Below are 24301 nucleotides of genomic sequence, written 5' to 3'. Positions count from 1 at the left end.
CGATCACCTACCCCAACAAGAGATGATGCAGCACACTCCGTAGCTTCAACGGCTTCACCGGCTTGTTGATCAGGTGATAGCCGAGACCGCGAATGTGCTGCTTGAGCTCGTTGGTGTAATTGGCAGTAATCATCACCACCGGCACCGCGTCGTCACGCCGGGCATGGATAGCGGCGACGGCATCGACGCCGTTCTCGTCGTTATCCAGGTGGTAGTCGGCGAGGATCAGGTCCACCGGCGTGCCCGAAATATCCAGCTGCTCGTCCAGATCGCCGACTGACACCGCCGTCACCACGTCACAGCCCCAGCCTTCCAACAACGTGCGCATGCCATCGCAAATGGACCGGTCGTTGTCGATCACCCAGACCCGGCTGCCATCGAGAGACTGCGGATGGACCGGCACGGACGCGTCGGTCGGTTGCTGGTCCGGCCGCAACTGCCCGAGTGGGACTTCCACGGCAAACATCGACCCCTGGCCTTCCACCGAATGTACGGTAATCCGGTGATCCAGCATCCGGGCTATCTTGTCCACAATCGCCAACCCGAGACCCAGCCCCTTGTCCTGCGGGGCGCCGGCGGGGCGGATGCGCTTGAACTCCTGGAAGATCTCGGTGAGCTTGTCGGCGGGGATGCCCGGTCCGGTGTCCCAGACCTCCAGCATCACGCTGTGGCGCTTGCGGCGGCAGCCCAGCAGGATGCGGCCCTCGCCCGTGTAGCGTATGGCGTTGGTGAGGAAGTTGCGCAGGATGCGGGCCAGCAGCTGGGAGTCCGACTCCACCACGGCCGAGCACGGCACGAAGTGCAGGTCGATGCCCTCGGCCGTCGCCATCTGGCGGAACTCCCGGGCGATGTTGTTGAGCAGGTCACGCAGGTCGAAGTCGTTGATGTCGGGCTTGATCACGCCCGCATCCAGTTTGGAGATGTCCACCAGCGTGCCCAGAAGGTTCTCCACATCGTCGAGAGAGGTGCTGACCGAGCGCACCAGACCTTCTGCACGCGGGCCGAAGGACTGCTCCATCAGGGCGCTGGTGAACAGGCGTGCGGCGTTGAGCGGCTGCAGCAGGTCGTGACTGACAGCGGCCAGGAATTTGGTCTTGGACAGGTTGGCCCGTTCCGCTTCCATCTTGGCGTCGCGCAGCCGCGCCTCGATGACCGCCCGCTCGCTGATCTCCTGGCGCAGCTTGTTGTTGAGGCCGGTGAGCGCGGCGGTGCGCTCCTTCACCCGCTGCTCCAGGTTGTCGTAAGCCTGTTGCAGGGCCAGCGCGGTGCGGCGGCGGTCGGTGATGTCGCGGATCAGGACGAAGAAGCCGATTACACGACCGTCACTGCCCCGGTTGGGCACGTAAGAACGTAGCATGTAGCGCTGCTGGCCGCGGGCGTTGCTCTCCTCGAATTCGAAGGTGACGTTGTTGCCCGCCAGCGCGTCCTCGACGTGCGGCATCAACCGGGCGTAGAGCTCCGGCGTGTGTACATCTTCCAGGTGACGTCCCAAAAGCGACTGGCTGCCGTCACCGTACCAGGCCTCGTAGACCTTGTTGCAGAACTGCACCGTCAGGTCGGCACCCACATAGGCGATCAGAGCCGGTACGTGGTCGGTCACCACGCGGATCCAGCGCTCACTCTCGCGCAGGGTTTCGGCGTAACGGTAGCGCTCGGTGATGTCGGTGTAGGTGTTGACGTAGCGCCCGTCCGCCATGGGATGGGTGCGGATTTCCAGCACCCGGCCGTCCCGGGCCCGGTGTTCCAGCGCGTGGCAGGGGTGGCCCTGCGTGTCGACGCTGGCCGGGGTGAGCAGCGGGGTGTCGGACAGGGCCATGAGGGCGTCGAGGCGTGTGTCCGGGTCGACCTGCTCCGGCGACAGGCCGGTCAGGGTGACGAAGCGGTCGTTCCAGATTTCCGGCTTGCCCTCGTCGTTGACCAGCACCACCCCCTGGGACAGGTTGTCCACGGTCGATTGCAGCAGCCGGGATTTCTCCGCCAGCGCCCGTTCCCGACGCTCGTCCTCAGTGTTCTTCACGTCGGTGATGTCGGAGTAAAGGATCACCAGTCCGCCTTCCCGGGTGGGTCGCTCGCTCACCTGCACCCAGCGCCCGTTGGCCAGGCGATAGACCACACCGCCGGACTGGCTGTCGCGCTGCTCCTCCACCACCAGGCCGGTTTCCACGGCGAGGCGCTTCATGTCGGCAATCGCCACGCCGGGCTGGATGGCCTCGCCATTGTCCGCCCAGTAGCTGCGGAAGCGACTGTTGGTGAGCACGACACGATGCCGGTGATCAAACAGCACAAAGCCGTCGCCGATGCTTTCGATGGCATCGATCAGGCGCTGACTGGCGGTTTCCGCGTCTTCCCGGGCGGCGGTCAGGGCGCGGTTGCTCGACTTGAGCTCAGCCATCGCCAGATTCAGGGCTTCGGTGCGCTCGCGGACCTGCTCGGCGAGCACGACCGAGTGCTCGAAGGCGGCATAGGGTGCCGGTTTGTGGGCACCGCTGGACTCCACCCGGGTGATCAGGGCGTCCCGGATGGTCCGCAGGCGGGCGTTTTCCGCTTCCAGCTCGGCGATGCGCTGATCCCGCGCATCCGGCTCATTCATGATTGGCAGGGGGCTGGCCAATGACCACTCCGGTAAATGTCTGGTTGATGTGCATGCCGTCGAACTGCTCGCCGTAGGTGTTGAAGCCGATAACCCGGTGCTCGACGAGGAAATCGGAGGTTTCCTGCACGAAGCCGGAATATTCGGCCTCCAATCGACGCAGGAAACAGTCGCATCCGATGGTCAGCAGCGGCGGCCCCACTTCTTCCTCGGCCAGTGCCAGCTGTTCGCGCAGGTTGGCCAGCAGTGGCCCGGGGCGCATGGCGGTGAGCACGATGCCGGTCTCCACAGCGCAATAGAAGGTCAGGCTGCCGTCGGCGTTGACCCGCTGCACAGAGCGGACAAAATACTGGTCGCCAATGCGCACCGCCATGGGCCGCAGGGCAAACACTTTGCGATCCAGTTCGGCGACGGTGACGCCGGCCGCACGGGCATAGGCTTCCGCCGCCGGCTCGGCATTGAGTTCGTAGACGGTGCGCTGTTCGCTATCGGCCCGGGTAACGACCAGCTTGTCGTCCCCTTCGAGCATGTGGTGGGTGGAGAAGACCCGGAAATCGAGCGAAGTGTTCACCATCAGGACGATGGCGGCGTTGGTGTGGAAAGCGCCCTGAAAATAGACATGGGTATTGGCCAGACGCTCATCGTCGCCCGCGGACCCGCCGAAATGGGGAATGCTGCCCAGCGCCGCATTGAGCGTTGTCAGGACCAGTTCCTCCCGGCTCGAGAGGCCATCCAGCAAGGTGATGGCGAAGGTGTGCCCCTTAACCGGCGCCAGGGACGCCTCGCGGAACGTCGCCAGCAGGTTGTCCACAAGACTCTGGGCATCCTGCAGGCTGAACTGTTCCAACTCACCGATCAGCGCGCAGTCCACGGAAAAATAGCGACGGTCAAAACCGATGGCCGTGATGCAGCCGCGACCGTAACCTTTCGGCGTGATTTCCCCGGCGGAGGTGCAGCCGGTGACCTGGATCTCCGGAAAAACGTGTTCCAGAGCAATACCCAGCCTGGCCAGGTCGTACTCGGCGGAACAGAAAAACAGCACGCAGGCCAGATCGGGATGGTAGAGCTGGCTGGCCAGACTGGTGGCGGCCAGTTGTGGATCGCGGGCATCGGAGCTGGCCACGCGGACCGGTGCAACGGAGGTAACGGGTAGCATGGCTTTGGGCTCGCAACCAGAATGTTTCCATTCCGATTCTACGCGCTCCAGCCACGCGTCCAATTCAACTTCAGTGCCGCTGCGGGCACGACGCATTCGAACGTAGGCCATTGATTCTCAAGCTCTGGGAACGCCCATCAACACCCTTGCAACCGCACCTGGCCGGCAAAACGACACTTTGGTAGTAGGCGGCCGGCCCAATTCACCGGCCGCCTGCTTCGGCGGGCGGGTCAGAACAGCACGATGGCGCCCAGGGCGATGGTGTCAGCATCGGCGGCCTTGGCACCGGTGGACTTGGTGGTCTGCTCGAACATGTTGTATTCGGCGACCAGCTTGAAGTTGCTGTTGATGTCGTGGAACAGGCCGATGGACGTGTTCTCGGTTTCGAAATCACCGATATCGGAGTCCGTTTCACCGTAGGACAGCACCAGTTTGTTGGAACCCAACTGGTAGGCGCCCTGTACCAGGAAACCGTCGGCGTTGTCCTCCGGCAATGCGGCAGCCTGGTTGGTGATCAGCACGGGCGGATCCCCATCCGAGTTGAAGCCCGAGGCGGCCAGGGTCAGGCCCGATACCGTCGCTTTGAGGCCGTACCCCACCGCGGAGGAATTTACCTCCGTGTCCGTGGTGTCACTCTTGGAGGTCTGGTAGCGACCGTTGACCCAGGCGGTCAGGGCCACGCCGCTGAGATCCATGTTGTAGGTGATCTCGGACTCGAAGCGGGGTGCTTCCTCATAGGCGTCCGAACCGGCAGTCGAGGCAGGATCCAGGATACCGGCCGCGATGTTCAGACCACCCATATCCGGAGACCGGTAGGTAATCTGGGCGGTGGGTGTCGGATAGGCGTAACCGGTACGGATGTTGCCGAACGATACGCCACCCGGCGCGCCCGGCGATCCGAAGCCCATCAGGATCTCGTCCAGGAAGATGTTGTTGCGGGAGTACAGGCCAAAGTCCTTACCGATCAGCACTTGACCGAAGCTGCCGTCCACCGTGGCGTAGAACTGCCGCACGTCAATGGACGTGTCGGTGGGTGAATCCAGACTGTCGTTGATGCTGGTCCAGAAGGAGGACCGGCCGCCGAGGGTCAGATCCCCCATTTCCTTGCTGAAATTGAAGCCGATGGTGTTGGGCAGGAAGCCCATCTTGACCCGGGACTGGCGCACATCCGCGATGTTGTCGTCCCGGTTCACATAGAACGCGTTGAAATAGCCGTCCGCAGAGAAAGTCGTTCCGTCCTCGTTATAAAGCTCGACGGCCGCGTTGGCCTGAGCGGTCACACCCGCAGCAATCGCGAGCGCGAGAAGCTTCTTGTTGTTCATCATAGCCCCCAGATGTTGTTGTTCGATCTTCAGGGTCGCCGGACAGCGGAACCGGTCGCCCTGGCGGGCATCCGTCGGGATGCACAGGCCCATGGTCGGTTAAGGGCTGTGGGGGAGATATGCGCCAAGAGCGCTGATTTGGCGGTCTTTTGGGAGGTAACGCAGAAGCGACTTTAGCCTTACGACCGTACCGGCCGATGGTGCTATACCGGAGAGTTACTGCCAGCTCTGGAGAGCTTTGACGCAATCATCGAGAAAGGGTTTGGGATCCGCCATGACGGCCTCGTCCGCCACCACGCCAAACTGTACGCAGCCGGCGTAGCTGACAATGCTCACCCCCAGTCCGATGTCGCCGGACTGGGGCACCCAGAACATCTGTTCGCGCACCCTACAACCGGCCAGATAGCGCGGCTCCGGCGTGCCCGGGACGTTGGAAACCACCGCGCTGGCCTTACGGCAGAACAGGTCCGCCACCGATTGCTGCCAGCCCCGGGGCAGGAGTCCGGCCGAACACATCAGCCCCCAGGAAATCCCCGGTTGCCAAGAGCGCTTGAGGCGGCGGGTCTCGTGCTTGACCCGGTACAGGCACTCCAGCGGGCTGTGGGCATCCACCGGCAACGGCACGAAGACGGTGCCGAACAGGTTGCCCAGTTCGCCGGGTTCGGGCTTCACCGAGTCCGGCAGCAGGCCACGGATATCCACCGGCACCGCGGCGTGGAGCAGCACGTCCTCCAGGTCGAGGTCGTCGTCTTCCAGCTGTTTCCGCAGGGCCTGGGCCACGCAGGCCAGCAGCACGTCATTGATCTTGCAGTGGGTCGTGTTGGCGATGTGACGGAACGCCGCCAGCGGAATCGGCGCCGACCAGCGGCACTGGCGCCGGCCCAGCAGACCCGGTTTGAGGCGCGTCGGCGTGTCTTCCGGCTCCAGCACGTATTCGCTGAGTTCGTTAACCAGTTTCAACCCGGTCCAGGCGGCCTTTTCCAGCTGCTGACGCCGCTTTGAACGTGCATCCTTCGGCGCACCGGTCTCATCGACGTCATCGACGCGCCCCTCGTCCGCCAGGGTGACCTGCGACTGCAACCAGTCCCAACCCGCGTCCAGCCAGCGATTGGCACCGGTGATTCGCTCGCCTCCGGCCAGATCCGGCGGCATGGCGTCGGGTGCCGTCGTGGTGAGCGCATTGAACAGTTCAATCAGGGACAGACCATCGGCATAACAATGGTGCATGCGCAGCAGCAACGCCGCCCCACCCTGGGCCCGGGGGATCAGCCAGAAGCCCCAGCGCGGGCGGTAGTCCGGCATCGGCTGGTTGAGGCGGGCCGACAGCCATGCCTGCAGGCGCGCTTCGTCCATGGGGTCGGGTTCAACGTGGAAGTGGTGGCGCAGGCGGAACAGCTCGTCCTCCTCCCAGACCCAGGCCGCGCCTTTGCGAACCGGTCGACAGCGGAAACGGGCAATGCGCAGCCAGTGGTTCTCGAGGAAATGCCGAAAGACGGGGGCCGTCAGACCGTCCACCCGCAACAGGACGGTGATGGTCATGGGGTTGGCGGGAGACTCCATGGAAAGCCAGGCGGCATCGACCGGGGACAATAAGCTGGATTCCATGTGACTCAACGTCTGACCCTAACTGATGCGGTAGCTGAACAACGCCCCGGCGGTTGTTATTGGTACCGGTGACATTCCCATGACAGGCAAAGCATTGTGCCAGACATGCAGGACCCGCTCCATATCGCCTGCCACAAACTGAAAAACCCGTAACAACGCGATATTACAAAAAATAACCCGCACCCGGGCGGACATCCTTATACTCGGGGTAAGGAAAAGATTGCACCCTAACTTGTCATCCCGGGCCAATGCAGTATTAAGACCATAGTCTAACAACCACCCTAACCCCCTGATTCTTCATGCTATAACTTGGGGTGACCCAAATGGCAGCGAAAAAGGGGTAATCCGCGCCAATAAAGGTCTGGAATAATGGGTTAGTGTCCATTCAAGGACACCAGCACTGACCGGGTGAACCTCACAAAACAATAAGCCGTGCCGTTCCTTTCTGACGTATAACCAGGCAGGGCACCATAACCCGGATACGGGAGGCCGACATGAAAGCAAGTCACGTTCGCAAGCTGATCAAGCCGATCGACAGCGCCTATTCGGAGATGTTGTCTGGCCGCGTCTATCGCGTGGGCAAAGGTGCGGTTTCCGTGCGCAACCACAGCGGTGAAGCGGAACAGACGGTGATCGGTGTCCATGGCTTCCTGGAGAACCACTGCTATTTCACCCAGGCCTACGAGTCTCCCACCACCGAACTGATCCTGCTGACCTGCAGTAACTACCACATACCGGTCAACGGCGTAACGCCGGAGACGCCGGACTGGGAAGTGCCGATCAAGCATCTGGAAGCCACCATCGAATACGACGCCTGTATCCTGAACCAGGCGCTGGCCAACCTGCCCACCACAGAGCGCGTGCGGCTGCACGGCCATTCCCGCGGTGGCGCGGTCATTCTGGAAGGCGTGCGCCAGCGTCCGGAACTGTACGAGAACGTGGAAGTGGTGCTGGAAGCGCCCGTGCTGCCCCAGGCCAGGCTGCACGCGCTGGTGACCACCCTGCTGGAACCGGTGAGTCACGGCATGTGGCCCTGGCTGATCCGCCTGATCAACACCGCGCCGTCATCGGCCTACGGCCAGACCTTCTTCGGCAAAATGAACCCGCGCAAGAAGCAGCTGCTGAGCCACCTGTTCTCCGCGACGCGGGATCACCTGACCATCGTGCGCAACATCGAGAACATCATGGCGTGGATGGAACGCACCCCGACGGACGTCTACAACGAGATCCGCCACGGCACGTTCCTGATTCCCCAGGTGGACCGCATCCTCGATCGCGGCGCCATGCTCAACAGCGCCCGCCAGAGTCCGACCACCATGCGCATCATTGAAACCGAAGCGCCCAGCCACTTCATCACGCTGGACAGCAAGGAGTGGATTCCGTCGCTGGAGACCTTGCCCCAGGCGTCGTCCGGGATGGCTTGAATCGACTCAGAGACTGATAGCCGACTCATCAAGAGTGAGACGCCGTAAAGCCCCTCGCCCCTGGCGGGAGAGGGGTTTGGGGAGAGGGGGGGTGAATGACTGGAATTCGGGCGCTAAGAATTTCCTCAAGCCCCGTCGACCAGCTTGTCCAACTGGGACTGAATTTCCGATTCGAACCGCGACTTGAACGGTCGCAGCATCAGACCCAGCTCCAGGTGCACCTGCAATTCTTCCGGCGTCACGTTGAGATGCCCTTTCACGCCGCTGCGCTTGAAACGCAGGGTGTCGCCTTCCCACTGGTAATCCACGTCGAACTGTTTGGACAGATCCTGGGCCAGGGATTCGGCGGCCTGGCGGGCGTGGTCGTGATCGAGGGAGTGGTGACGGTTAATATCAATGGTGGACATGCTTACCCCGGTAAATGATGGAAAGGTTGATTCGGGCGCCTTCTGGGAGGGCCTTTAAATGGTTTACCCGGCAGTTTAAGGCTTTCCCATACGGGCGCAACCGGGTGCCTGGCAACGCTTCCCGCTTGTAGCCTGCCGTCTTCCCGTTAGAATACAGGATTGCCCGGCGAGGACGGCTGAATGTTCAGCCCGCGCCTTCATTTCCCGAGGGGACCACTGCTCATGACTGACCCGCAGACCAAACACGCCGAGACCCAGTCGTCACCGGACGAAAGCACCGACTTCGGCTATCGCCAGGTGCGGCGTTCAGAAAAGGCTGGCCAGGTGGCAGAGGTCTTCCATTCCGTAGCCGGCAAGTACGACATCATGAATGACCTGATGTCGATGGGCATCCACCGGCTGTGGAAACGGTTCACCATCGAACTGAGCGGCGTGCGTCCCGGCCACCGCGTACTGGACATTGCCGGCGGCACCGGCGACCTGACCATGAAGTTCTCCGACCTGGTGGGCCGTGACGGGCAGGTGGTGCTGGCCGACATCAACGCGTCGATGCTGCAGGTGGGCCGTAGCCGCCTTACCGACCGCGGCTACGTGGGCAACATCGAGTACGTCCAGGCGGACGCCGAGCACCTGCCCTTCCCGGACAACAGCTTCAACGCCGTTAGCATCGCTTTCGGCCTGCGCAACGTCACCGACAAGGACCAGGCCCTGCGCGACATGTGCCGGGTGCTGAAGCCCGGTGGAAAACTGCTGGTGCTGGAATTCTCCAAGCCCACCAACCCGCTGCTGAACAAGGCGTATGACCTGTATTCCTTCAACGCCCTGCCGCTGATGGGCCAGCTCATCGCCGGCGACAGCAGCAGCTACCAGTACCTGGCGGAATCCATCCGCATGCACCCGGACCAGGAGACACTCAAGAGCATGATGGATGCGGCCGGTTTCGTACAGACCCGCTACCACAACATGACCGGCGGCATCGTCGCCCTGCACGCCGGGATCAAGCCCTGATGTTTCCAGGCCCGACCCTGCAGGCGGCGGTCACCCAGGTCGTCGAACAGGCCCTCAACCGGGCGCTGGCCCTGGATCCGGCGGCACGCCAATCCCTTCTGGACGCCGTGGCGGCGCCGGTGCAGTTCGATTTCAGCGGTCTCGGGCTCTGCCTGTCCCTGCGGACGGTGGGCGAACAGGTGCAGGTGGGCAGCACGCCGCCGGAGGACGCCGTGTTGATCGTCAGCGGGCGCCCCATGGCGTTTGCAGCGCTCGCCCAGAGCGACGATCGGGTCTTCAGCGACGAGCGGCTGCAGGTGCAGGGCGATGTCAGCCGGGCCCATGCGCTGCAGCGCGCCCTGGCGCGGCTCCAACCCGACTGGGAGGCCGCGCTGGCCCGCTACACCGGTGATGTGCCGGCGCATTTCATCGGTCAGCGCGTGCGCGGCGCCCTGCGCTGGCAGAAGCAGGCGTTCGCCTCGCTGAACGCCAACCTGGAAGAGTACATCCACGAAGAAAGCCGGTCCCTGCCCGGGCGCAACGAACTGGCCGCCACCTTTGAAGACATCGACCAACTGGCCCTGCAGACCGACCGTCTGGCCGCCCGCCTGGACCGCCTGCAACAGCAGCTCGATGCCGATTCATCCCCGTCGACGGAGTCGTCGTGACGCGCATTCAACGCCTTTTCCGCATTGCCTGGGTTTTCAGCAAGTACCGACTGGACGAATTCCTCCCCCTGGCCGACCTGCCCTGGCCACTGCGGTTCCTGCTGCTGTTCGCTCCCTGGCACCTGTTCCCCACCTATCGCGCCAGCCGGGGTGAGCGACTGCGCCTGGCCCTGGAGGAACTGGGCCCGATCTTCGTCAAGTTCGGCCAGATCCTGTCCACCCGCCGCGACCTGTTGCCGGACGACATGGCCAACGCCCTGCAGCAACTCCAGGACCGGGTGCCGCCGTTTCCCGGCAGCGAGGCCCAGGCCATTGTGGAGAACTCCCTCGGCCAGTCCGTTGGTCAGCTGTTCAAGACCTTCGACAGCAACCCCATGGCGTCCGCCTCAGTGGCCCAGGTCCACGAGGCGACCCTGCATTCCGGACAGTCCGTGGTGGTCAAAGTCATCCGCCCCGGCATTGACCGGGTCATCCGCCAGGACATCGCCCTGATGCTGCTGATGGCCAGGGCGCTGGAGCGGTACTGGTCGGAAGGCCGGCGCCTGCGTCCGGTCGAGGTGGTGCGCGATTACGAGCAGACCATCCACGACGAGCTGGACATGCAGCGGGAAGCCGCCAACGCCTCCCAGCTGCGCCGCAACTTCGAAGGCTCCACGCTGATCTACATCCCGGAAGTGTTCTGGGATTACACCGCCCGCAAGGTGCTGGTGATGGAGCGGGTGAAAGGCATTCCCGTGGCCGATACCGAAGCCCTCAACGCCGCCGGCGTGAATATGAAGGTGCTGGCCGAGAAAGGCGTGGAAATCTTCTTCACCCAGGTGTTCCGGGACAGCTTCTTCCACGCCGACATGCACCCGGGCAATATTTTCGTGGACGCCAGCAACCCGCAGGACCCGCGCTACATCGCCATCGATTTCGGCATCGTCGGTACCCTGGCGCCGGAAGACCAGAGCTACCTGGCCCGCAACCTGCTCGCCTTCTTCCGCCGGGATTACCGGCAGGTGGCCGAACTGCACATCCAGTCCGGCTGGATTCCGGCCCACACCCGGGTCAACGAATTCGAGGCCGCCATCCGCACCGTGTGCGAGCCGATTTTCGAACGCCCGCTCAGCGAGATTTCCTTCGGTCACTTCCTGCTGCGCTTGTTCCAGACCGCCCGGCGCTTCGAGATGGAGGTCCAGCCACAGCTGGTCCTGCTGCAGAAGACCCTGCTCAACGTGGAAGGCCTGGGTCGCCAGCTTTACCCCGAACTGGATCTGTGGAGCACCGCCCAGCCCTTCCTGGAAACCTGGATGCGCCGTCGCATCGGCCCTCCGGGCATGTTCAAGACCCTCAAGGAACACCTGCCCGCCTGGCTGGAACAGTCGCCGGAAATGCCGCAACTGGTGCACGACGCGCTGTTGCGGGTACGCGACCTGGATCGCGCCCCGGCGGCCGATCAGGCTACACTGAAAGCCTTACAGGACGCCGAGGAAGGCCGTCGCCGCAGTTTCCGGCGAACGCTGCTGGGCGTGGCCTGTCTGGCTGGCGCCTGGCTGACGACACAGCCGGTCAGCTGGGCCGCAATCTCGACCATCCCCACTCAGGGCTGGATCCTGATTGCCGCCGCCGGCTGGCTGTTGATTGGCCGGCGCACCTGAACGAGACACAACCGGACCGGAGAACCATGCAAGACACGACTGCCATCCCCACCGACTGGCTGGATGAGATTAAGTGGGACAACCAGGGCCTGGTGCCCGCCATTGCCCAGGACGCCGCCAGCGGCGATATCCTGATGATGGCCTGGATGAATCGCGAAGCCCTGGAGCTGACCGCCGCGGAAAATCGCGCCATCTACTGGTCGCGCTCACGCGGCAAACTCTGGCGCAAGGGCGAGTCCTCCGGCCACGTGCAGCAGGTGTCCGAAATCCGCCTGGACTGCGATGCCGACGTGATCGTCCTGAAAATCGAGCAACTGGGCGGCATTGCCTGCCACACCGGACGGCGCAGCTGTTTTTACCGGCGCCTCGAAGACGGCCAGTGGGTCAGCGTCGAGCCGGTGCTGAAAGATCCGGACGCCATTTACGGTCACAAGGGAGATCCGTCCGCATGAGTGATACTCGGAACGATGTATTGGGCGAGCTGGCCAGGGTTCTGGAAGCGCGCAAGGCCGCGAGTCCCGACAGTTCCTACGTCGCCAGCCTGCACCACAAGGGCCTGAACAAGATCCTGGAAAAGGTCGGCGAGGAATGCACCGAGATGCTGCTGGCCGCCAAAGACGCGCAGCAGACGGGCGAGAAAGACGAGCTCATCTACGAGACGGCGGACCTGTGGTTCCACAGCCTGGTCGCCCTGTCTCACTTGGGCCTGGGACCGGATGACGTCCTGCAGGAACTGGCGCGACGCTTCGACCTGTCCGGCCTGGACGAGAAGGCGGCCCGAAAGCCGCAATAAAACAGTAACAAACAACGACTACTGTGCCGTCTGGTAATCGCTCCGTCATCTGCGGCTTTACCAACCCCGTTGCAGGTAGCGTACAATCAAAGACACAACACCTATCGTGAGGGCTCTGACATGGGTATCAGCATCTGGCAACTACTGATCGTTCTCGGCATTGTGGTCCTCCTGTTCGGCACCAAGAAACTGCGCAACATCGGTACCGACCTGGGCGGAGCGGTCCGCGGCTTCAAGAAATCCATGGCCGACGAAGACCAGAACCAGAAAAAGGAGTCACTGGACCAGAGCGAGGACGGTAACGTTTACGAAGCCTCCAGCACTGAATCCGCTGACAAGAAAACCCACAGCTGAGCCGACGCCCGATGTTCGACATTGGCTTCATGGAGCTGCTGATCTGCGGCATCATCGCCCTGCTGGTGCTGGGCCCCGAGCGTTTGCCCGGTGCCGCCCGCAGTGCGGGCCGCTGGGTCGGACGCACGCGCCGTCTGGTGCGGCAGTTCACCAGTGAGCTGGATCGGCAGATCAAGGCCGAAGAGCTCAAGGAGCAGCTCCGCAAGGAAGGCGGGATCGACCTGGATGGCGTCGAGAAGAACGTCCGCGACGGCCTGAGCAAGGCCCGTGACTACGAGCACCTGCTGGTGTCCGACGAGGACAAACGCAGCGATCGCTCGGCACCGCCCGCCCGTGAGGAAGCCCTGGAAGAAGCCGGCTATTACGCCGAGCAGGACGCGGCGGCCGCCGCCGCTGAACAGCGCGCCTCCGATTCCGATGCCCCGCAGGATAAACAGGCCACACCGGAAAACCGAACATGACGTCGCGCCCCTCTGGAGATGCCGTGTCCTCCACCGACGAGGAAAAGCTCAAGACGCCACCGCCCGCCAACGACGGTCCGGATGAGGAAGAACTTCATCAGGAAATGTCGCTGATCGATCACCTGCTGGAGCTGCGCAACCGGCTTCTGAAGATGGTGCTGGCGACCCTGATCTGTTTTGCCGGCATCTATCCGTTTGCCAACAAGATCTACCTGTGGATCTCCCAGCCCCTACGCGACCTTCTGCCGGAAGGCCAGGTGATGATCGCCACCGACGTCACCTCGCCTTTCTTCGCACCGTTAAAGCTGGCACTGGTGCTGTCGGTGTTCGTGGCCATCCCCTACATCCTCTACCAGCTGTGGAGCTTTGTGGCGCCCGGCCTGTATCGCCATGAGAAGAAGCTGGCTTTCCCGCTGCTGTTTTCATCGGTCGTTCTCTTCTACCTGGGTGCCGTGTTCGCCTACTTCGTCGTGTTCCCGCTGGTGTTCGGCTTCTTCACAACGGTCGGGCCGGAAGGCATTTCCGAGATGCCCGATATCAGCAGCTACCTGACCTTCGTGCTGAAGATGTTCTTTGCCTTCGGGGTCGCTTTCGAAATTCCCATTGCCGTCATCCTGATGATCCTGGCCGGCATCACCACTCCGGAAGATCTGGCCGCCAAACGCCCCTACGTGGTGGTCGGCTGTTTCATCATCGGCATGCTGCTGACCCCGCCGGACATCATCTCCCAGACCCTGCTGGCCGTGCCCATGTGGGTGCTGTTCGAGCTGGGCATCCTGTTTGGCCGGCTGGCTCGCCGGCGCACGGAAGACGCACCCGCCAACGAGGCGCCATGAACCTCGGCCTGCTGTTTGACGAGGATTTCGTGGACGACAACCGGGTGATCCTGCGGGACCGGCGCCGCAAGCATCTGGAAGAGGTCCTGAAAGTCGACGTTGGCGATCGCGTGCCGTTGGGCCGCGTCAACGGCGCGATGGGTTACGGCACCGTCGATTTCCTGGACGCACGCGAAGCCCACCTCTCGGTGACACTCGACACGCCACCGCCGGCTCCCCTGCCACTCACCTTGGTACTGGCCATGCCGCGCCCCAAGATGTTCCGACGCGTCCTGCAGACCTGCGCAGCCCTGGGGGTGAAGGACATCTGGCTGATCAACGCCTACAAGGTGGAAAAAAGCTTCTGGCAGACGCCCTGGCTCTCGGACGCGCACCTGCGTGACAACCTGACGTTGGGACTGGAACAGTCGAAGGACACGCGGATGCCCGAGGTGCACATCCGCCAGCGCTTCAAGCCGTTCGTGGAGGACGAGTTGCCGGGCCTGATGCGGGAACGCCCTGGCCTGGTCGCCCATCCCGGCACCGATGTGCCCTGCCCTGCGCACACCAACACCCCGGCGACCCTGTGCATCGGTCCGGAAGGCGGTTTTATTCCCTACGAGGTGGATAAACTGGTGGAAGCCGGCGCGCGAGCTGTCCACCTGGGTTCACGCATCTTACGGGTGGAAGCGGCGGTGCCGGTGCTGGTGAGCCGCCTGTTCGACGCCTGCGAATTCTGAGCCTTCAGACGGCTTCGATACCCATCGCCTGAGCCGCCAGCCGGTTCTTGATGCCACTCTGCCCGTCCAGCCAGCGCATGCCGGCATTGCGGATCCAGCGCAGGGGCAGTTCATCCCGGGCAAACAGCTGCTTGAAGCCTTCCATCGCCGCCATCATGGCGAGGTTTTCGCCTTTGCGACGGCGCTGGTAACGGGCCAGGGTCGACGGTTCGCCGGCAGGCAACCCACTGTCACGCAGACGCGCCATTTCTTCCAGCAACACCCGCACATCGCCATAGCCCAGGTTCACGCCCTGGCCCGCCAGTGGGTGGATGGTGTGGGCGGCGTCGCCGATGAGCGCCAGGCCCGGTTTGACGTAGTCCTTGGCATGGCGCTGGCGCAGCGGGAAGGCAAAGCGACGGGAGACGGCCTTCACCGCACCCAGCTGGCGTTCGATGGCCGCTTCCAGTTCCGCGGTGAACGCCGCGTCGTCCAATGCCATCAGCCGCCGCGCTTCGACCGTATCCTGCGACCAGACGATGGAACAAAAGTGGCCACTGCCGGTTTCGTTGGCCAGCGGCAGGAACGCCAGCGGGCCGGTGGGCGAGAAACGCTGCCAGGCCGTCGACTGATGCGGCTGGACGGTTTCCACCGTGCAGACGATGCCCTGCTGGTCGTAGTCCCATTCCCGCGTCGGCAGGCCGGCCCACTGGCGCACCCGGGATTGCGGACCGTCCGCGGCCACCACCAGATCGGCTTCCAGACGACGACCGTCTTCGAGTTGAATGCAATGGCCCCCGGCGGCCGCTTCCGTCCAGCCGCTCACCGACACCCCGGCGAACAGGTCCAGAGAAGCATCGGAAACAGCGGCCATCAGGGCGCGCACGAGGATCCGGTTTTCGACAATGGTGCCCAGCGACGAGACGCCCATGGCCGGGGCCTCAAAGTGGATGCGCCCGGTGCCGTCCGCGTCCCAGACGGTCATATCCGCGTAGGGGCAATGCCGTTCGGCCGTCACGTCACTCCAGACGCCGAGGGCGTGTAGCAGCGCCTGACTGGCCAGCGACAGGGCGCTGACCCGCGGCTCGAAGTCATCCACCGTCGCGGCGGGCTCCAGCGGGCGCAGGGTTTCTTCCAGCGTCGCCGCTTCCACCAGACCCACGCGCCAGCCCTGCTGACAAAGACCCAGTGCGGCGGCGGCGCCGGTCATGCCACCGCCCACCACCAGGATATCGAAGCGTTGGACGTCACTCATGAGCGTTTTCCTGCAGAACGGCCGGCTGCGTTGGGGCCCAGCCCCATAGCCCGGCGGGCAAACCAGCGCCGGGCGCCGGGAACCAGGTCCAGACCCACCAGCCCGGCGTCCCGGGCTGCCGACAGCGTCCGGGAGTGATGACCAAAAATCTGGATGAGCGAATCGGAGAATCGAACGGTGTCCCGCTGATCCTGCCGGTGACGGGACTGATAGCCCTGCAACACACCGATATCACCCAGTGGGCGGGCAGATGCGGTAGCCTGCTCGAACGCCTCCACCAGCGTCATCAACCCTCGCAACGCCAGGTTAAAGCCCTGCCCCGCCACCGGATGCAGCGTGTGGGCGGCATTGCCGACCAGCACGATGCCGGGGCGCACGGCCTCCTGCACAGTGGTAAGGGTCAGCGGGTAATGGGCGCACTCGCCCATCTTCACAAAACGGCCCAGGCGCCAGCCAAAGCGGGCCTGCAGTCGTGCCAGCCGCTCGCCGTCATCCTGGGCCAGGATTTCTTCCAGGGCCGCGTCGGCCAGCGTCCAGACCAGGGCCGCCTCACGCCCGGCCCGACCGGGCTTGCCCCGGGGCAGCAAGGCCAGCGGTCCGGCGTCGGTAAACCGTTCGTAGGCCACAAAATCATGGGAATTGCTGAACGTGACGTTGGCAATCAGGGCATTCTGGCCATATTCGCTGGTCTCGACGTTGAAGCCCAGCTGCTCGCGCAGACCGGAGCGACCGCCGTCGGCCACCACCAGACAGCGAGCCGTGAGGGACGACGGCTCGTCATCCTGCGCCAGCCGCGCCCGGACACCTTCACTGAGCGGCTCGACACCGACCACTTTCGCCGGGGCCTTCCAGCTGACCGAAGGCTGTTCCCCCAGCGCCCGCATCAACGCCAGCCCGAGGAGCCGGTTGTCCACCACGTAGCCAAGCGCATCCTGGTCGTGTTCCTCCGCGGACAGACGGGTCGCGCCGAAGCGGCCCCGGTCCGACACATGGATACGACGGATTGGCGTGGCATGGGGGCTCAACGCGGACCACAACCCCAGATCGTCGTATATCAGCCTCGAGCCCCAGGCCAACGCCGTGGAACGGGCGTCGTAGCTGGGCTGGTAGTCCTCGGGGCGGGCGTCCGGCGACAGGGGAAAGGCTTCCACCACGGTCACCCGCAACTGCGGCAGTCGATGGGCCAGCGCCAGCGCCAGGGTGGCGCCAGCCAGGCCGCCACCGGCAATCAGGATATCGGTATCGAACGCAGAAGAATGCGGCTCGCTCACGGGTCGTGCGGTCCTCAGTCGGCCATCAGGGCTTCGATGTCGGCGATGGTTTTTGGCGCGCCTTCGCTCAGCACGCGGCAGCCCTCTTTGGTGACCACCACATCGTCCTCGATGCGGATGCCGATGCCCCGCCACTGCTCATCCACATCCATATTGTCCGGCGCGATGTACAGGCCGGGCTCCACCGTGAGCACCATGCCGGGCTCCAGCACCCGCCAGGCGCCACCGACCCGGTAATCGCCGACGTCGTGCACATCAAGGCCCAGCCAATGTCCCGTGCGGTGCATGAAAAACGGCCGGAAGGCTTCCTGCTCCAGGGCTTCCTCCAGCGTCATGTTCTTGAGGATGCCCAGATCGATCAGCCCCTGGGTCAATACATTGAGAGCCGCCTCGTGCGGATGGTTCCAGTGATTGCCCGGCTTGACCGCCTCGATGGCCGCATCCTGGGCCGCCAGCACGATCTCGTAGACCGCCCGCTGGGGATCGGTAAACCGGCCACTGACCGGGAAGGTCCGGGTAATGTCCGAGGCATAGTTGTCCAGCTCGCAACCGGCGTCGATCAGGACCAGGTCGCCGTCTTTCAGCGGCGCACGGTTCTCGATGTAGTGCAGGATGCAGCCGTTGGCGCCACTGCCGACAATCGACGGATACGCCGTGGAGCGGGCACCGTGGGACATGAACGTATGCAGCAGCTCGGCTTCCAGGTTGTACTCATGGCCGCCCTGGCGCGCCCGTTTCATGGCGTTGCAGTGGGCCTCGGCGCTGATCTTTCCGGCCTTGGCCATCACCTTGATTTCCGCCGCGCTCTTGTAGAGGCGCAGGTCGTGCAGGCTGTGTTCGAGGGCCACGAATTCACCCGGGGGATGAGCCCCGGTCCGCACCTTGGAACGGATCGTCTTGACCCAGTCCATCACCTGGTTGTCGAACGCCTTATCCTTGCCTAACGGGTAGTAGACCCGACTGCGGCCCTCGATCATGCCCGGCAGGATGTCGTCGATGTCGGCAATGGGAAACGCGTCGTCGAAGCCAAGTTTTTCGATGGCGCCTTCCGGGCCCATCAGGAAACCGTCCCACAACTCCTTCTCGGGGTTGCGCTCCTTGCAGAACAGGACCGCTTCGCCGTGCTCCCGGCCGGGGATCAGCGCCAGCACCGCATCGGGCTCCTCGAAACCGGTCAGATAGTAGAAATCGCTGTCCTGCCGGTACGGATGCAGCACGTCACGATTGCGCACCCGCTCGGGCGCGGCCGGAACGATGGCAATGCTGTCCGGCGCCATGAGTTCACTCAGGGCCTTGCGACGGGCGGCAAATTCTTTGATCGGCATGGACATAAACGGGGCCTCTCTCAGTGAAGCGTTTTATCGGCGGGCGGTTCCGGGGCGTTGAACTCGGTAAACACCGTGAGCGCGCCCACCCGCACGTACTCGGTAATCTCGTTGAACTGCTGCTCGCCTTCCTCGCTGTCGCCCTCGCCTTCGGCGACCTGGCTGATGGCGACCAGGTCTTCCACCAGCTCGCGGACCTCGCCGGTGGCTTCGCCCAACTGGCGGCTGGCCATGACGGCCATGCCTTCCAGGAATCCACGGACCCAGGCGGAAAGAGCCTGCAGACGCTGATCGAGGGCATAGTCGTCGTCCGGCAGCAGCGGGGTAAAGCTCAGGTCGGACGATTGCAGCGAGGCCAAGGTGACCTCATAGGCGGTGTCCAGGAAAGTTTGCAGTTCTTCACTGTTCTCAACCGCCTCGGGCGCCACGCCCATGTTCTCGCAGGCCAGGGCGCGCCATTCTTCCGTCTTGAGGCGACCGCCCGCGGCCAGCCGGCCACAGAGACCACCGTGCAGTTCGGCGGGGTGGCTGAACGCCTTATAGGAGGCGAACAGATTGGCCCAGGATTCGAAGTCACCCAGGGACGGTGTTGTGGTTTCGTTCTCGGTCATTACTCGACTTACGTTGGCTGCATTGAATGGGTCACTATCGTAGCACCCGCAGCCGGCAAAGGCATCGGGCGCATCCCGTCTATAAGCAGCGTTCGCCATGACTGGACGCCACTTTTTACGTTCCACTTGCCCGTCACGCCCACCGGGCTCCCGGATGCGTACAGCGTCGCAGATCCGGCCAACATGACGGGACGGCAAGGTCCGCAAATTGACCCCCTAACGGGCCGCATTTATAGTTGATCGGGTAACTTACGGAGAATTCCTCTTCCAGACTCTTCGCCCAGGAAGTAGAACGCCATGGATCAGTCCGAACTGCAGGCCCTCGCCGACAAGGTGGATCGCCTGATTGCTCGTTGTCAGAAACTGGAGCAGGAAAACGCTTCCATGCGTCAGATGCAGGATGACTGGAACCGCGAACGCGCCCAGCTTATGCAGAAAAACGATCTCGCCCGAAACAAGATCGAAGCGATGATTGGCCGCCTCAGAGCACTGGAGCAACACTGATTCCGGCTTTCAGGGGCCGCCAGAATCGCCACCCGACTTAATCAGAGGTTCCCGATGCCCGACAAACCTACCACGGTCGAAGTCAACATCCTCGACAAGTCCTACCTGGTTGCCTGCCCGGACGAAGCCCGCAGCGAGCTGCAGCAGGCTGCCCGCCACCTGGACTCACAGATGCGTGAAATCCGCGCCAGTGGCAAGGTCTTCGGCACCGAGCGGATCGCCGTCATGGCCGCCCTCAACATCACCCACGAATTGCTCCAGAACGACGTGTCCGAAGGCGCCTCCAAGGTGCTCGATCGGATGAACAGCCGGCTGGATGAAGCCCTGGGCGAGTCCGGCAACTGATGCCGTGATCTCATTGTCATTTCCAATGATGGGGATTTCCGAAACGGGTTTGCAATCGCACCCGGTCTAGCCCGTATAATGACCTCACTTCCTGGGATGTTCGCTGGTCGGATACGTCCTCGAGCCGATGCGCAATACCCAGGTGGCTACTTCAGGGCATTGTGAGCATGTCCCCCACGCAGGGGAAAGCCTAATGTGTCACAGCGGCCACCACCTTGAACTTTTGGGTTCAAGGGCCACATCCGATAACGGCATCCCGGGAAGCTTTCTTTCTCTCTTGCGCCCGCCCTCACTGCTTCAGGACAACGGACCGCACGTGACTGCCTTCTTGCCTCCCCTTCCAGCCAGTCCGGATCGCAAAAGCCTCCGCCGCCAGTTGCGCCAGCGCCGCCGCTCGTTATCTCCAGCCGCCCAGCGTATGGCTTCACGAGCCCTGGTCCGCCAGCTGATGCGCTACTTCGGCCAGTCCCGCGCACGCCATATCGGGTTGTATCTCCCCAACGACGGTGAAATCGATCCCCGGGCGTTTATCGTGGAAGCGCGTCGCCGACGTCAGACGGTCTACCTGCCGGTCCTGCACCCGATTCTCGGCAACCGCCTCTGGTTCTATCGACTGGATCCCACCACCCGCCTGGAGCCAAACCGCTTCGGCATTCCCGAGCCGGCCTGCCGGAATGCTCCGCGTCGGGCGCCCTGGGCGCTGGATGCGGTTCTGATGCCGCTGGTGGGGTTTGACCGGGAAGGTGGACGACTGGGCATGGGAGGCGGCTTTTACGACCGTACGTTCGCCTTCAAGCATCTGGAGGCTGCGCGGCCGCCGGTTCTTATCGGACTGGCCCACGACAGCCAGCAGGTGGAACGACTTCCGGTCCAGTCCTGGGACGTGCCCATGAACGCGGTGATTACACCCGCACGGCAGGTGGCCTGTAATACGGGTGGTGTGCAGGAACGACAGGAACCTAGCCGCTTGTTTATCGGCCATTATCGGCTGGGTGAGAAACGACAGGGACGACGGCGGCGCCGCACCCGGAATTGAGAGGAAAAGCCCGACAAAGTGTCGGGACTTTTCTTTACGCTCGAAAAGCTTGTCAGTCTTCCAGCAATTGCAGCAGCGGTGAATCCGACGAGTCGGCCATGCTGACCGCCCTGGATTTCGGTTCGGACGCCTGCAGCGAGGTCAATCCGGTCACCGCCAGACCAATAACGAAAAGAAAAACGAGCGCCCGTATGACGTCAGGCTTTCGTTCCATGGTTTTGCATCCCCCAATGCGAACGGCTAATTGGCCGTTTTCTATCTCTGTTTTTAATGTGCGCAGCCTGGACACCCGACCGGACTGAAAGCATGACGAGTCCGTCATGAATCCCGGACTTCAAAACCTTACATCAATCAGGTGTTTATTTTTTATTCAGAGAATTGCTCTAAATAGTATCAGCTAACTGCGGTATTACAATTTTTTACAGGTTACAGAAGGTTCATTTTTTGAAAGCGTTCGTAGGCCCGTAAAAAACCGGCCGTAATCCACCATTTAACGCGGATTCCGGCCGGCCTGGAGTGAGACTGAGGTGGTCCCGGTAAGTTCCTAGCGCCCGTTGCCGTTCCCCAGGAACAGCCGATAGGCCTCATTGTCGGTCACCTCCTCATAGCGGAAACCGACCTTGTCGAGCATCTTGGTGAAGGCGCCGGTCTCATGATCCTCGACCTGCGCGCCCATCAACACGCGACTGTAGGCCGCACCATGATTGCGATAATGGAACATGGAGATGTTCCAGCGCGTACCCAGCGACATCAGGAACTTCAACAACGCGCCCGGGCGCTCCGGGAACTCGAACTGGAAGACCTTTTCATTGTGGATATGCGGCGCATGACCGCCCACCATGTGACGGATGTGCTGCTTGGCGATATCGCTGTCGGTCAGGTCGATCACCGGATAGCCACCGTCGCGCAGATCCTGCACCAGTTCGTCCCGGCCGAGGCCGCCAGACTGGATCTGGATGCCCACAAAGATGCGCGCCTCGTCTCCGTCGGAGAACCGATAGTTGAATTCGGTGATGTTGCGCTTGTGCAGCGCGTTGATGAACGACTTGAAGGCGCCCGGCCGCTCCGGGATGGTGACCGCCAGGATCGCCTCGCGCTGCTCACCGATCTCGGTCCGCTCTGAAATGTAGCGCAACCGGTCGAAGTTCATGTTCGCGCCACTCAGGACACCCGCGAGGTTCTGGCCCACGATGCCTTCGCGCTGCACATATTTCTTGATACCGGCAACAGAGAGCGCGCCGGCCGGCTCGCAGATGGAGCGGGTGTCGTCGAACACGTCCTTGATGGCGGCGCAGATCTCGTCCGTGGACACGGTGATCACCTCGTCCACACACTCCTTGCAGACGTCCCAGGTGTTCTTGCCGATCTGTTTGACCGCTACACCGTCGGCAAAGATACCCACTTCATCAAGCACCACGCGCTCACCGGCCGCCAGGGCAGCCTGCAGGCAGTTGGAGTCTTCCGGCTCCACCCCGATGACGCGGGTCTCCGGACGCAGGTATTTGATGTAGGCCGCCATCCCGGCGATCAGACCACCGCCACCAACCGGAACAAACACGGCATGCAGCGGCTTGGTGAACTGCCACAGCAGTTCCATGGCCACGGTGCCCTGGCCGGCAATCACATCCGGGTGGTCGTAGGGCGGGATATACGTCAGCCCCTGCTTTTCCATCAGCTCGGCGGCATGGGCGGCGGCTTCGTCAAAGGCATCGCCCTTGAGGACGACCTTCGCACCGCGATCGCGAACCGATTTGACCTTGATCTCCGGTGTGGTTTGCGGCATCACGATTACGGCCTTGATGCCCAGCTCCTGGGCCGCCATGGCCACACCCTGTGCGTGGTTACCAGCGGAAGCACAGATCACACCCTTTTCCCGCTGTTCCTCAGTGAGATGGGCAATTGCGTTGTAGGCGCCACGACACTTGAACGAGAAAACCGGCTGCAGGTCTTCCCGCTTAATAATAATGTGATTGTTGAACCGCTTGGACAGGTTACGGGCATGAGTCAGCGGCGATTCAATCGCCACATCGTAGACTCGGGCATCGAGTATTTTCTTGATGTAGCGCTGTGGCATGGAGCAATTCCCTTCTCTGGGTTTTCGGGTTTGTGAGCCCTGATGGACTCGTGAGTGAATGGTGGGTGAAAACCCTCAAGTCTAAGGACTTAGCGGTCGGGGCGTCCAGCACTATTGGCGCGTGTTCGCGACGCAGGTCAGCTTTTCCTGTATGCCTGTGAACCGGGCCGGTATACTGGTGGCCCTTCGACAATTCCCATTTCCATCTGGCGAGGACGCTATGACCCAGGACGAACTGAAACAGGCCGTCGCCCGGGCCGCCATCGACATCATCACTCCCAAGCTGGCCAAAGACAGCGTGATCGGCGTGGGCACCGGCAGCACAGCGAACTATTTCATCGATCAACTGGCCGACCTGAAATCGCGCTTCGATGGCGCGGTCGCCAGTTCGGAAGCCACCGCCGATCGCCTGAAGCAACACGGCATCCCGGTCTACGACCTCAACTCGGTCACCAGCCTTGAGTTCTATATCGACGGCGCCGACGAAGCCAATGACCACCTGGAACTGATCAAGGGCGGCGGCGCGGCCCTGACCCGGGAGAAGATCGTGGCGGCGGTCGCGAAGACCTTCATCTGCATCGCTGACGAATCCAAGCGGGTCGAGCTGCTGGGCACCTTCCCGCTGCCAGTGGAAGTCATTCCCATGGCCCGCAGCCACGTGGCCCGGCAGATCGTCAAACTGGGCGGCGACCCGGTCTACCGGGAAGGTGTGGTGACCGACAACGGCAACGTGATCCTTGACGTTCACAACCTGACCATTAACAACGCTATCGAACTGGAGCGGGACCTGAACCAGATCGTAGGCGTGGTGACCAATGGCCTGTTTGCGCATCGCCCGGCGGATATTCTGCTGCTGGGGACGCAGAACGGGGTGGAGACGGTGGAGCGGTAGGTTTTTAAAAGCGCCGAGGGCGAAGGCCAGTATCGTAGGCTGGGCTG

At 62.8% G+C, this 24301-nt stretch carries 25 protein-coding genes and 1 other RNA gene; 15 read left to right on the top strand and 11 right to left on the bottom strand.

The genetic code is table 11. The annotated features are described in order from the left end of the window. Positions 1 to 7: 7 nt before the first annotated feature. From J3364_RS13715 to J3364_RS13700, 4 genes are all read right to left on the bottom strand, one after another. Positions 8 to 2590, bottom strand: a complete 2583-nt coding sequence (locus J3364_RS13715) for a hybrid sensor histidine kinase/response regulator (RefSeq protein WP_349559009.1) — start codon at positions 2588 to 2590, stop codon at positions 8 to 10. Continuing rightward, positions 2583 to 3746: a nitric oxide-sensing protein NosP gene (gene nosP / locus J3364_RS13710; protein WP_349559008.1), complete on the bottom strand. Its 1164-nt coding sequence runs from the start codon at positions 3744 to 3746 to the stop codon at positions 2583 to 2585. The genes J3364_RS13715 and nosP overlap by 8 nt, the downstream gene beginning before the upstream one ends. 230 nt (positions 3747 to 3976) lie before the next feature. Next, positions 3977 to 5071, bottom strand: coding sequence for a porin (locus J3364_RS13705; RefSeq protein ID WP_502882517.1), 1095 nt, complete (start codon positions 5069 to 5071; stop codon positions 3977 to 3979). 213 nt (positions 5072 to 5284) lie between these two features. Further along, positions 5285 to 6673: a WS/DGAT domain-containing protein gene (locus J3364_RS13700; RefSeq protein WP_349558879.1), complete on the bottom strand. Its 1389-nt coding sequence runs from the start codon at positions 6671 to 6673 to the stop codon at positions 5285 to 5287. Positions 6674 to 7167: 494 nt separating this feature from the next. Here J3364_RS13700 and J3364_RS13695 point away from each other — a divergent pair, with 494 nt between their 5' ends. Then, the gene (locus J3364_RS13695) at positions 7168 to 8097 is read left to right on the top strand and encodes an alpha/beta hydrolase (RefSeq protein WP_349558878.1); all 930 of its coding nucleotides are present in this window, start codon (positions 7168 to 7170) and stop codon (positions 8095 to 8097) included. Between the two features lie 125 nt (positions 8098 to 8222). On the opposite strand, the gene J3364_RS13690 is transcribed toward J3364_RS13695, so the two are convergent. After that, a complete protein-coding gene (locus J3364_RS13690; protein ID WP_123634052.1) occupies positions 8223 to 8504 on the bottom strand; it encodes a polyhydroxyalkanoic acid system family protein in 282 nt (93 codons plus the stop codon). Positions 8505 to 8726: 222 nt separating this feature from the next. Between J3364_RS13690 and ubiE the strand changes: the two genes are divergently transcribed. The 9 genes from ubiE (at position 8727) to J3364_RS13645 (ending at position 14962) form a co-directional block, all read left to right on the top strand. Next, positions 8727 to 9512, top strand: a complete 786-nt coding sequence (gene ubiE, locus J3364_RS13685) for a bifunctional demethylmenaquinone methyltransferase/2-methoxy-6-polyprenyl-1,4-benzoquinol methylase UbiE (RefSeq protein ID WP_349558877.1) — start codon at positions 8727 to 8729, stop codon at positions 9510 to 9512. After that, a complete protein-coding gene (locus tag J3364_RS13680; RefSeq protein ID WP_349558876.1) occupies positions 9512 to 10159 on the top strand; it encodes a ubiquinone biosynthesis accessory factor UbiJ in 648 nt (215 codons plus the stop codon). Before ubiE ends, J3364_RS13680 begins: the two co-directional genes overlap by 1 nt. Further along, positions 10156 to 11799, top strand: a complete 1644-nt coding sequence (gene ubiB / locus J3364_RS13675; protein WP_349558875.1) for a ubiquinone biosynthesis regulatory protein kinase UbiB — start codon at positions 10156 to 10158, stop codon at positions 11797 to 11799. Before J3364_RS13680 ends, ubiB begins: the two co-directional genes overlap by 4 nt. A gap of 26 nt (positions 11800 to 11825) precedes the next feature. After that, a complete protein-coding gene (gene hisI / locus J3364_RS13670) occupies positions 11826 to 12251 on the top strand; it encodes a phosphoribosyl-AMP cyclohydrolase (RefSeq protein WP_349558874.1) in 426 nt (141 codons plus the stop codon). Beyond that, positions 12248 to 12592: a phosphoribosyl-ATP diphosphatase gene (locus J3364_RS13665; RefSeq protein WP_349558873.1), complete on the top strand. Its 345-nt coding sequence runs from the start codon at positions 12248 to 12250 to the stop codon at positions 12590 to 12592. The genes hisI and J3364_RS13665 overlap by 4 nt, the downstream gene beginning before the upstream one ends. Positions 12593 to 12712: 120 nt before the next feature. After that, positions 12713 to 12946 carry a Sec-independent protein translocase subunit TatA gene (tatA, locus tag J3364_RS13660; RefSeq protein WP_349558872.1) on the top strand — a complete coding sequence of 78 codons (234 nt, stop codon included), beginning with the start codon at positions 12713 to 12715 and terminating at the stop codon, positions 12944 to 12946. Positions 12947 to 12957: 11 nt separating this feature from the next. Continuing rightward, positions 12958 to 13407, top strand: a complete 450-nt coding sequence (gene tatB, locus J3364_RS13655; RefSeq protein ID WP_349558871.1) for a Sec-independent protein translocase protein TatB — start codon at positions 12958 to 12960, stop codon at positions 13405 to 13407. Between the two features lie 104 nt (positions 13408 to 13511). Next, positions 13512 to 14243, top strand: a complete 732-nt coding sequence (gene tatC / locus J3364_RS13650) for a twin-arginine translocase subunit TatC (protein WP_349559006.1) — start codon at positions 13512 to 13514, stop codon at positions 14241 to 14243. Continuing rightward, a complete protein-coding gene (locus tag J3364_RS13645; RefSeq protein ID WP_349558870.1) occupies positions 14240 to 14962 on the top strand; it encodes a 16S rRNA (uracil(1498)-N(3))-methyltransferase in 723 nt (240 codons plus the stop codon). Before tatC ends, J3364_RS13645 begins: the two co-directional genes overlap by 4 nt. A gap of 4 nt (positions 14963 to 14966) precedes the next feature. On the opposite strand, the gene J3364_RS13640 is transcribed toward J3364_RS13645, so the two are convergent. Genes J3364_RS13640 through J3364_RS13625 form a run of 4 tightly spaced genes read right to left on the bottom strand, consistent with a single transcriptional unit; the run spans position 14967 to position 19403 of the window. Beyond that, positions 14967 to 16196, bottom strand: a complete 1230-nt coding sequence (locus J3364_RS13640; RefSeq protein ID WP_349558869.1) for an FAD-dependent monooxygenase — start codon at positions 16194 to 16196, stop codon at positions 14967 to 14969. Next, positions 16193 to 17467, bottom strand: a complete 1275-nt coding sequence (gene ubiH, locus J3364_RS13635) for a 2-octaprenyl-6-methoxyphenyl hydroxylase (RefSeq protein WP_349558868.1) — start codon at positions 17465 to 17467, stop codon at positions 16193 to 16195. Before ubiH ends, J3364_RS13640 begins: the two co-directional genes overlap by 4 nt. A gap of 14 nt (positions 17468 to 17481) precedes the next feature. After that, positions 17482 to 18798 (bottom strand): Xaa-Pro aminopeptidase, encoded by a 1317-nt coding sequence (pepP, locus tag J3364_RS13630; RefSeq protein WP_203142860.1) that lies wholly within the window; start codon positions 18796 to 18798, stop codon positions 17482 to 17484. A gap of 14 nt (positions 18799 to 18812) precedes the next feature. Further along, the gene (locus J3364_RS13625) at positions 18813 to 19403 is read right to left on the bottom strand and encodes a UPF0149 family protein (RefSeq protein WP_349558867.1); all 591 of its coding nucleotides are present in this window, start codon (positions 19401 to 19403) and stop codon (positions 18813 to 18815) included. A 297-nt stretch (positions 19404 to 19700) separates the two neighbouring features. Between J3364_RS13625 and J3364_RS13620 the strand changes: the two genes are divergently transcribed. The 4 genes from J3364_RS13620 to J3364_RS13605 all read left to right on the top strand — a co-directional run bounded on the left by J3364_RS13620 (position 19701) and on the right by J3364_RS13605 (position 21288). Beyond that, positions 19701 to 19907 carry a TIGR02449 family protein gene (locus J3364_RS13620; RefSeq protein ID WP_123634066.1) on the top strand — a complete coding sequence of 69 codons (207 nt, stop codon included), beginning with the start codon at positions 19701 to 19703 and terminating at the stop codon, positions 19905 to 19907. Between the two features lie 54 nt (positions 19908 to 19961). Beyond that, positions 19962 to 20252, top strand: coding sequence for a cell division protein ZapA (locus tag J3364_RS13615; RefSeq protein ID WP_123634067.1), 291 nt, complete (start codon positions 19962 to 19964; stop codon positions 20250 to 20252). 85 nt (positions 20253 to 20337) lie between these two features. Further along, positions 20338 to 20519, top strand: a non-coding RNA gene (ssrS, locus tag J3364_RS13610) — 6S RNA. 49 nt (positions 20520 to 20568) lie between these two features. After that, entirely contained in the window at positions 20569 to 21288 is a 720-nt protein-coding gene (locus J3364_RS13605; protein WP_349558866.1) for a 5-formyltetrahydrofolate cyclo-ligase, read from the top strand. Positions 21289 to 21340: 52 nt separating this feature from the next. Here J3364_RS13605 and J3364_RS13600 read toward each other — a convergent pair whose 3' ends face one another. Both J3364_RS13600 and ilvA read right to left on the bottom strand, forming a co-directional pair. Continuing rightward, a complete protein-coding gene (locus tag J3364_RS13600) occupies positions 21341 to 21502 on the bottom strand; it encodes a hypothetical protein (RefSeq protein WP_190294844.1) in 162 nt (53 codons plus the stop codon). Positions 21503 to 21832: 330 nt separating this feature from the next. Further along, a complete protein-coding gene (gene ilvA / locus J3364_RS13595) occupies positions 21833 to 23362 on the bottom strand; it encodes a threonine ammonia-lyase, biosynthetic (protein ID WP_349558865.1) in 1530 nt (509 codons plus the stop codon). Between the two features lie 220 nt (positions 23363 to 23582). On the opposite strand from ilvA, the gene rpiA reads away from it, so the two are divergent. After that, positions 23583 to 24254 carry a ribose-5-phosphate isomerase RpiA gene (gene rpiA, locus J3364_RS13590; RefSeq protein WP_349558864.1) on the top strand — a complete coding sequence of 224 codons (672 nt, stop codon included), beginning with the start codon at positions 23583 to 23585 and terminating at the stop codon, positions 24252 to 24254. Positions 24255 to 24301 lie beyond the last annotated feature (47 nt).

Origin of the sequence: Marinobacter sp. NFXS9 (assembly GCF_040148665.1) — a bacterium.
Classification (GTDB): domain Bacteria; phylum Pseudomonadota; class Gammaproteobacteria; order Pseudomonadales; family Oleiphilaceae; genus Marinobacter_A; species Marinobacter_A mangrovi.
The sequence above is the reverse complement of the archived record's forward strand: the minus strand, read 5'-3'. Positions and strand labels throughout refer to the sequence as shown.

Excerpts from the sequence above, each read along its gene's own strand:
- J3364_RS13640 (WP_349558869.1), bottom strand. The coding sequence starts at position 16,196 with ATGAGTGACGTCCAACGCTTCGATATCCTGGTGGTGGGCGGTGGCATG.
- J3364_RS13665 (WP_349558873.1), top strand. The coding sequence starts at position 12,248 with ATGAGTGATACTCGGAACGATGTATTGGGCGAGCTGGCCAGGGTTCTG.
- J3364_RS13700 (WP_349558879.1), bottom strand. The coding sequence starts at position 6,673 with ATGGAATCCAGCTTATTGTCCCCGGTCGATGCCGCCTGGCTTTCCATG.
- J3364_RS13695 (WP_349558878.1), top strand. The coding sequence starts at position 7,168 with ATGAAAGCAAGTCACGTTCGCAAGCTGATCAAGCCGATCGACAGCGCC.
- J3364_RS13600 (WP_190294844.1), bottom strand. The coding sequence starts at position 21,502 with ATGGAACGAAAGCCTGACGTCATACGGGCGCTCGTTTTTCTTTTCGTT.
- hisI (WP_349558874.1), top strand. The coding sequence starts at position 11,826 with ATGCAAGACACGACTGCCATCCCCACCGACTGGCTGGATGAGATTAAG.
- J3364_RS13625 (WP_349558867.1), bottom strand. The coding sequence starts at position 19,403 with ATGACCGAGAACGAAACCACAACACCGTCCCTGGGTGACTTCGAATCC.
- J3364_RS13690 (WP_123634052.1), bottom strand. The coding sequence starts at position 8,504 with ATGTCCACCATTGATATTAACCGTCACCACTCCCTCGATCACGACCAC.
- J3364_RS13680 (WP_349558876.1), top strand. The coding sequence starts at position 9,512 with ATGTTTCCAGGCCCGACCCTGCAGGCGGCGGTCACCCAGGTCGTCGAA.
- ubiE (WP_349558877.1), top strand. The coding sequence starts at position 8,727 with ATGACTGACCCGCAGACCAAACACGCCGAGACCCAGTCGTCACCGGAC.
- J3364_RS13715 (WP_349559009.1), bottom strand. The coding sequence starts at position 2,590 with ATGAATGAGCCGGATGCGCGGGATCAGCGCATCGCCGAGCTGGAAGCG.
- tatA (WP_349558872.1), top strand. The coding sequence starts at position 12,713 with ATGGGTATCAGCATCTGGCAACTACTGATCGTTCTCGGCATTGTGGTC.
- J3364_RS13645 (WP_349558870.1), top strand. The coding sequence starts at position 14,240 with ATGAACCTCGGCCTGCTGTTTGACGAGGATTTCGTGGACGACAACCGG.
- nosP (WP_349559008.1), bottom strand. The coding sequence starts at position 3,746 with ATGCTACCCGTTACCTCCGTTGCACCGGTCCGCGTGGCCAGCTCCGAT.
- tatC (WP_349559006.1), top strand. The coding sequence starts at position 13,512 with ATGTCGCTGATCGATCACCTGCTGGAGCTGCGCAACCGGCTTCTGAAG.
- tatB (WP_349558871.1), top strand. The coding sequence starts at position 12,958 with ATGTTCGACATTGGCTTCATGGAGCTGCTGATCTGCGGCATCATCGCC.
- J3364_RS13615 (WP_123634067.1), top strand. The coding sequence starts at position 19,962 with ATGCCCGACAAACCTACCACGGTCGAAGTCAACATCCTCGACAAGTCC.
- ilvA (WP_349558865.1), bottom strand. The coding sequence starts at position 23,362 with ATGCCACAGCGCTACATCAAGAAAATACTCGATGCCCGAGTCTACGAT.
- J3364_RS13620 (WP_123634066.1), top strand. The coding sequence starts at position 19,701 with ATGGATCAGTCCGAACTGCAGGCCCTCGCCGACAAGGTGGATCGCCTG.
- rpiA (WP_349558864.1), top strand. The coding sequence starts at position 23,583 with ATGACCCAGGACGAACTGAAACAGGCCGTCGCCCGGGCCGCCATCGAC.
- J3364_RS13705 (WP_502882517.1), bottom strand. The coding sequence starts at position 5,071 with ATGATGAACAACAAGAAGCTTCTCGCGCTCGCGATTGCTGCGGGTGTG.
- pepP (WP_203142860.1), bottom strand. The coding sequence starts at position 18,798 with ATGTCCATGCCGATCAAAGAATTTGCCGCCCGTCGCAAGGCCCTGAGT.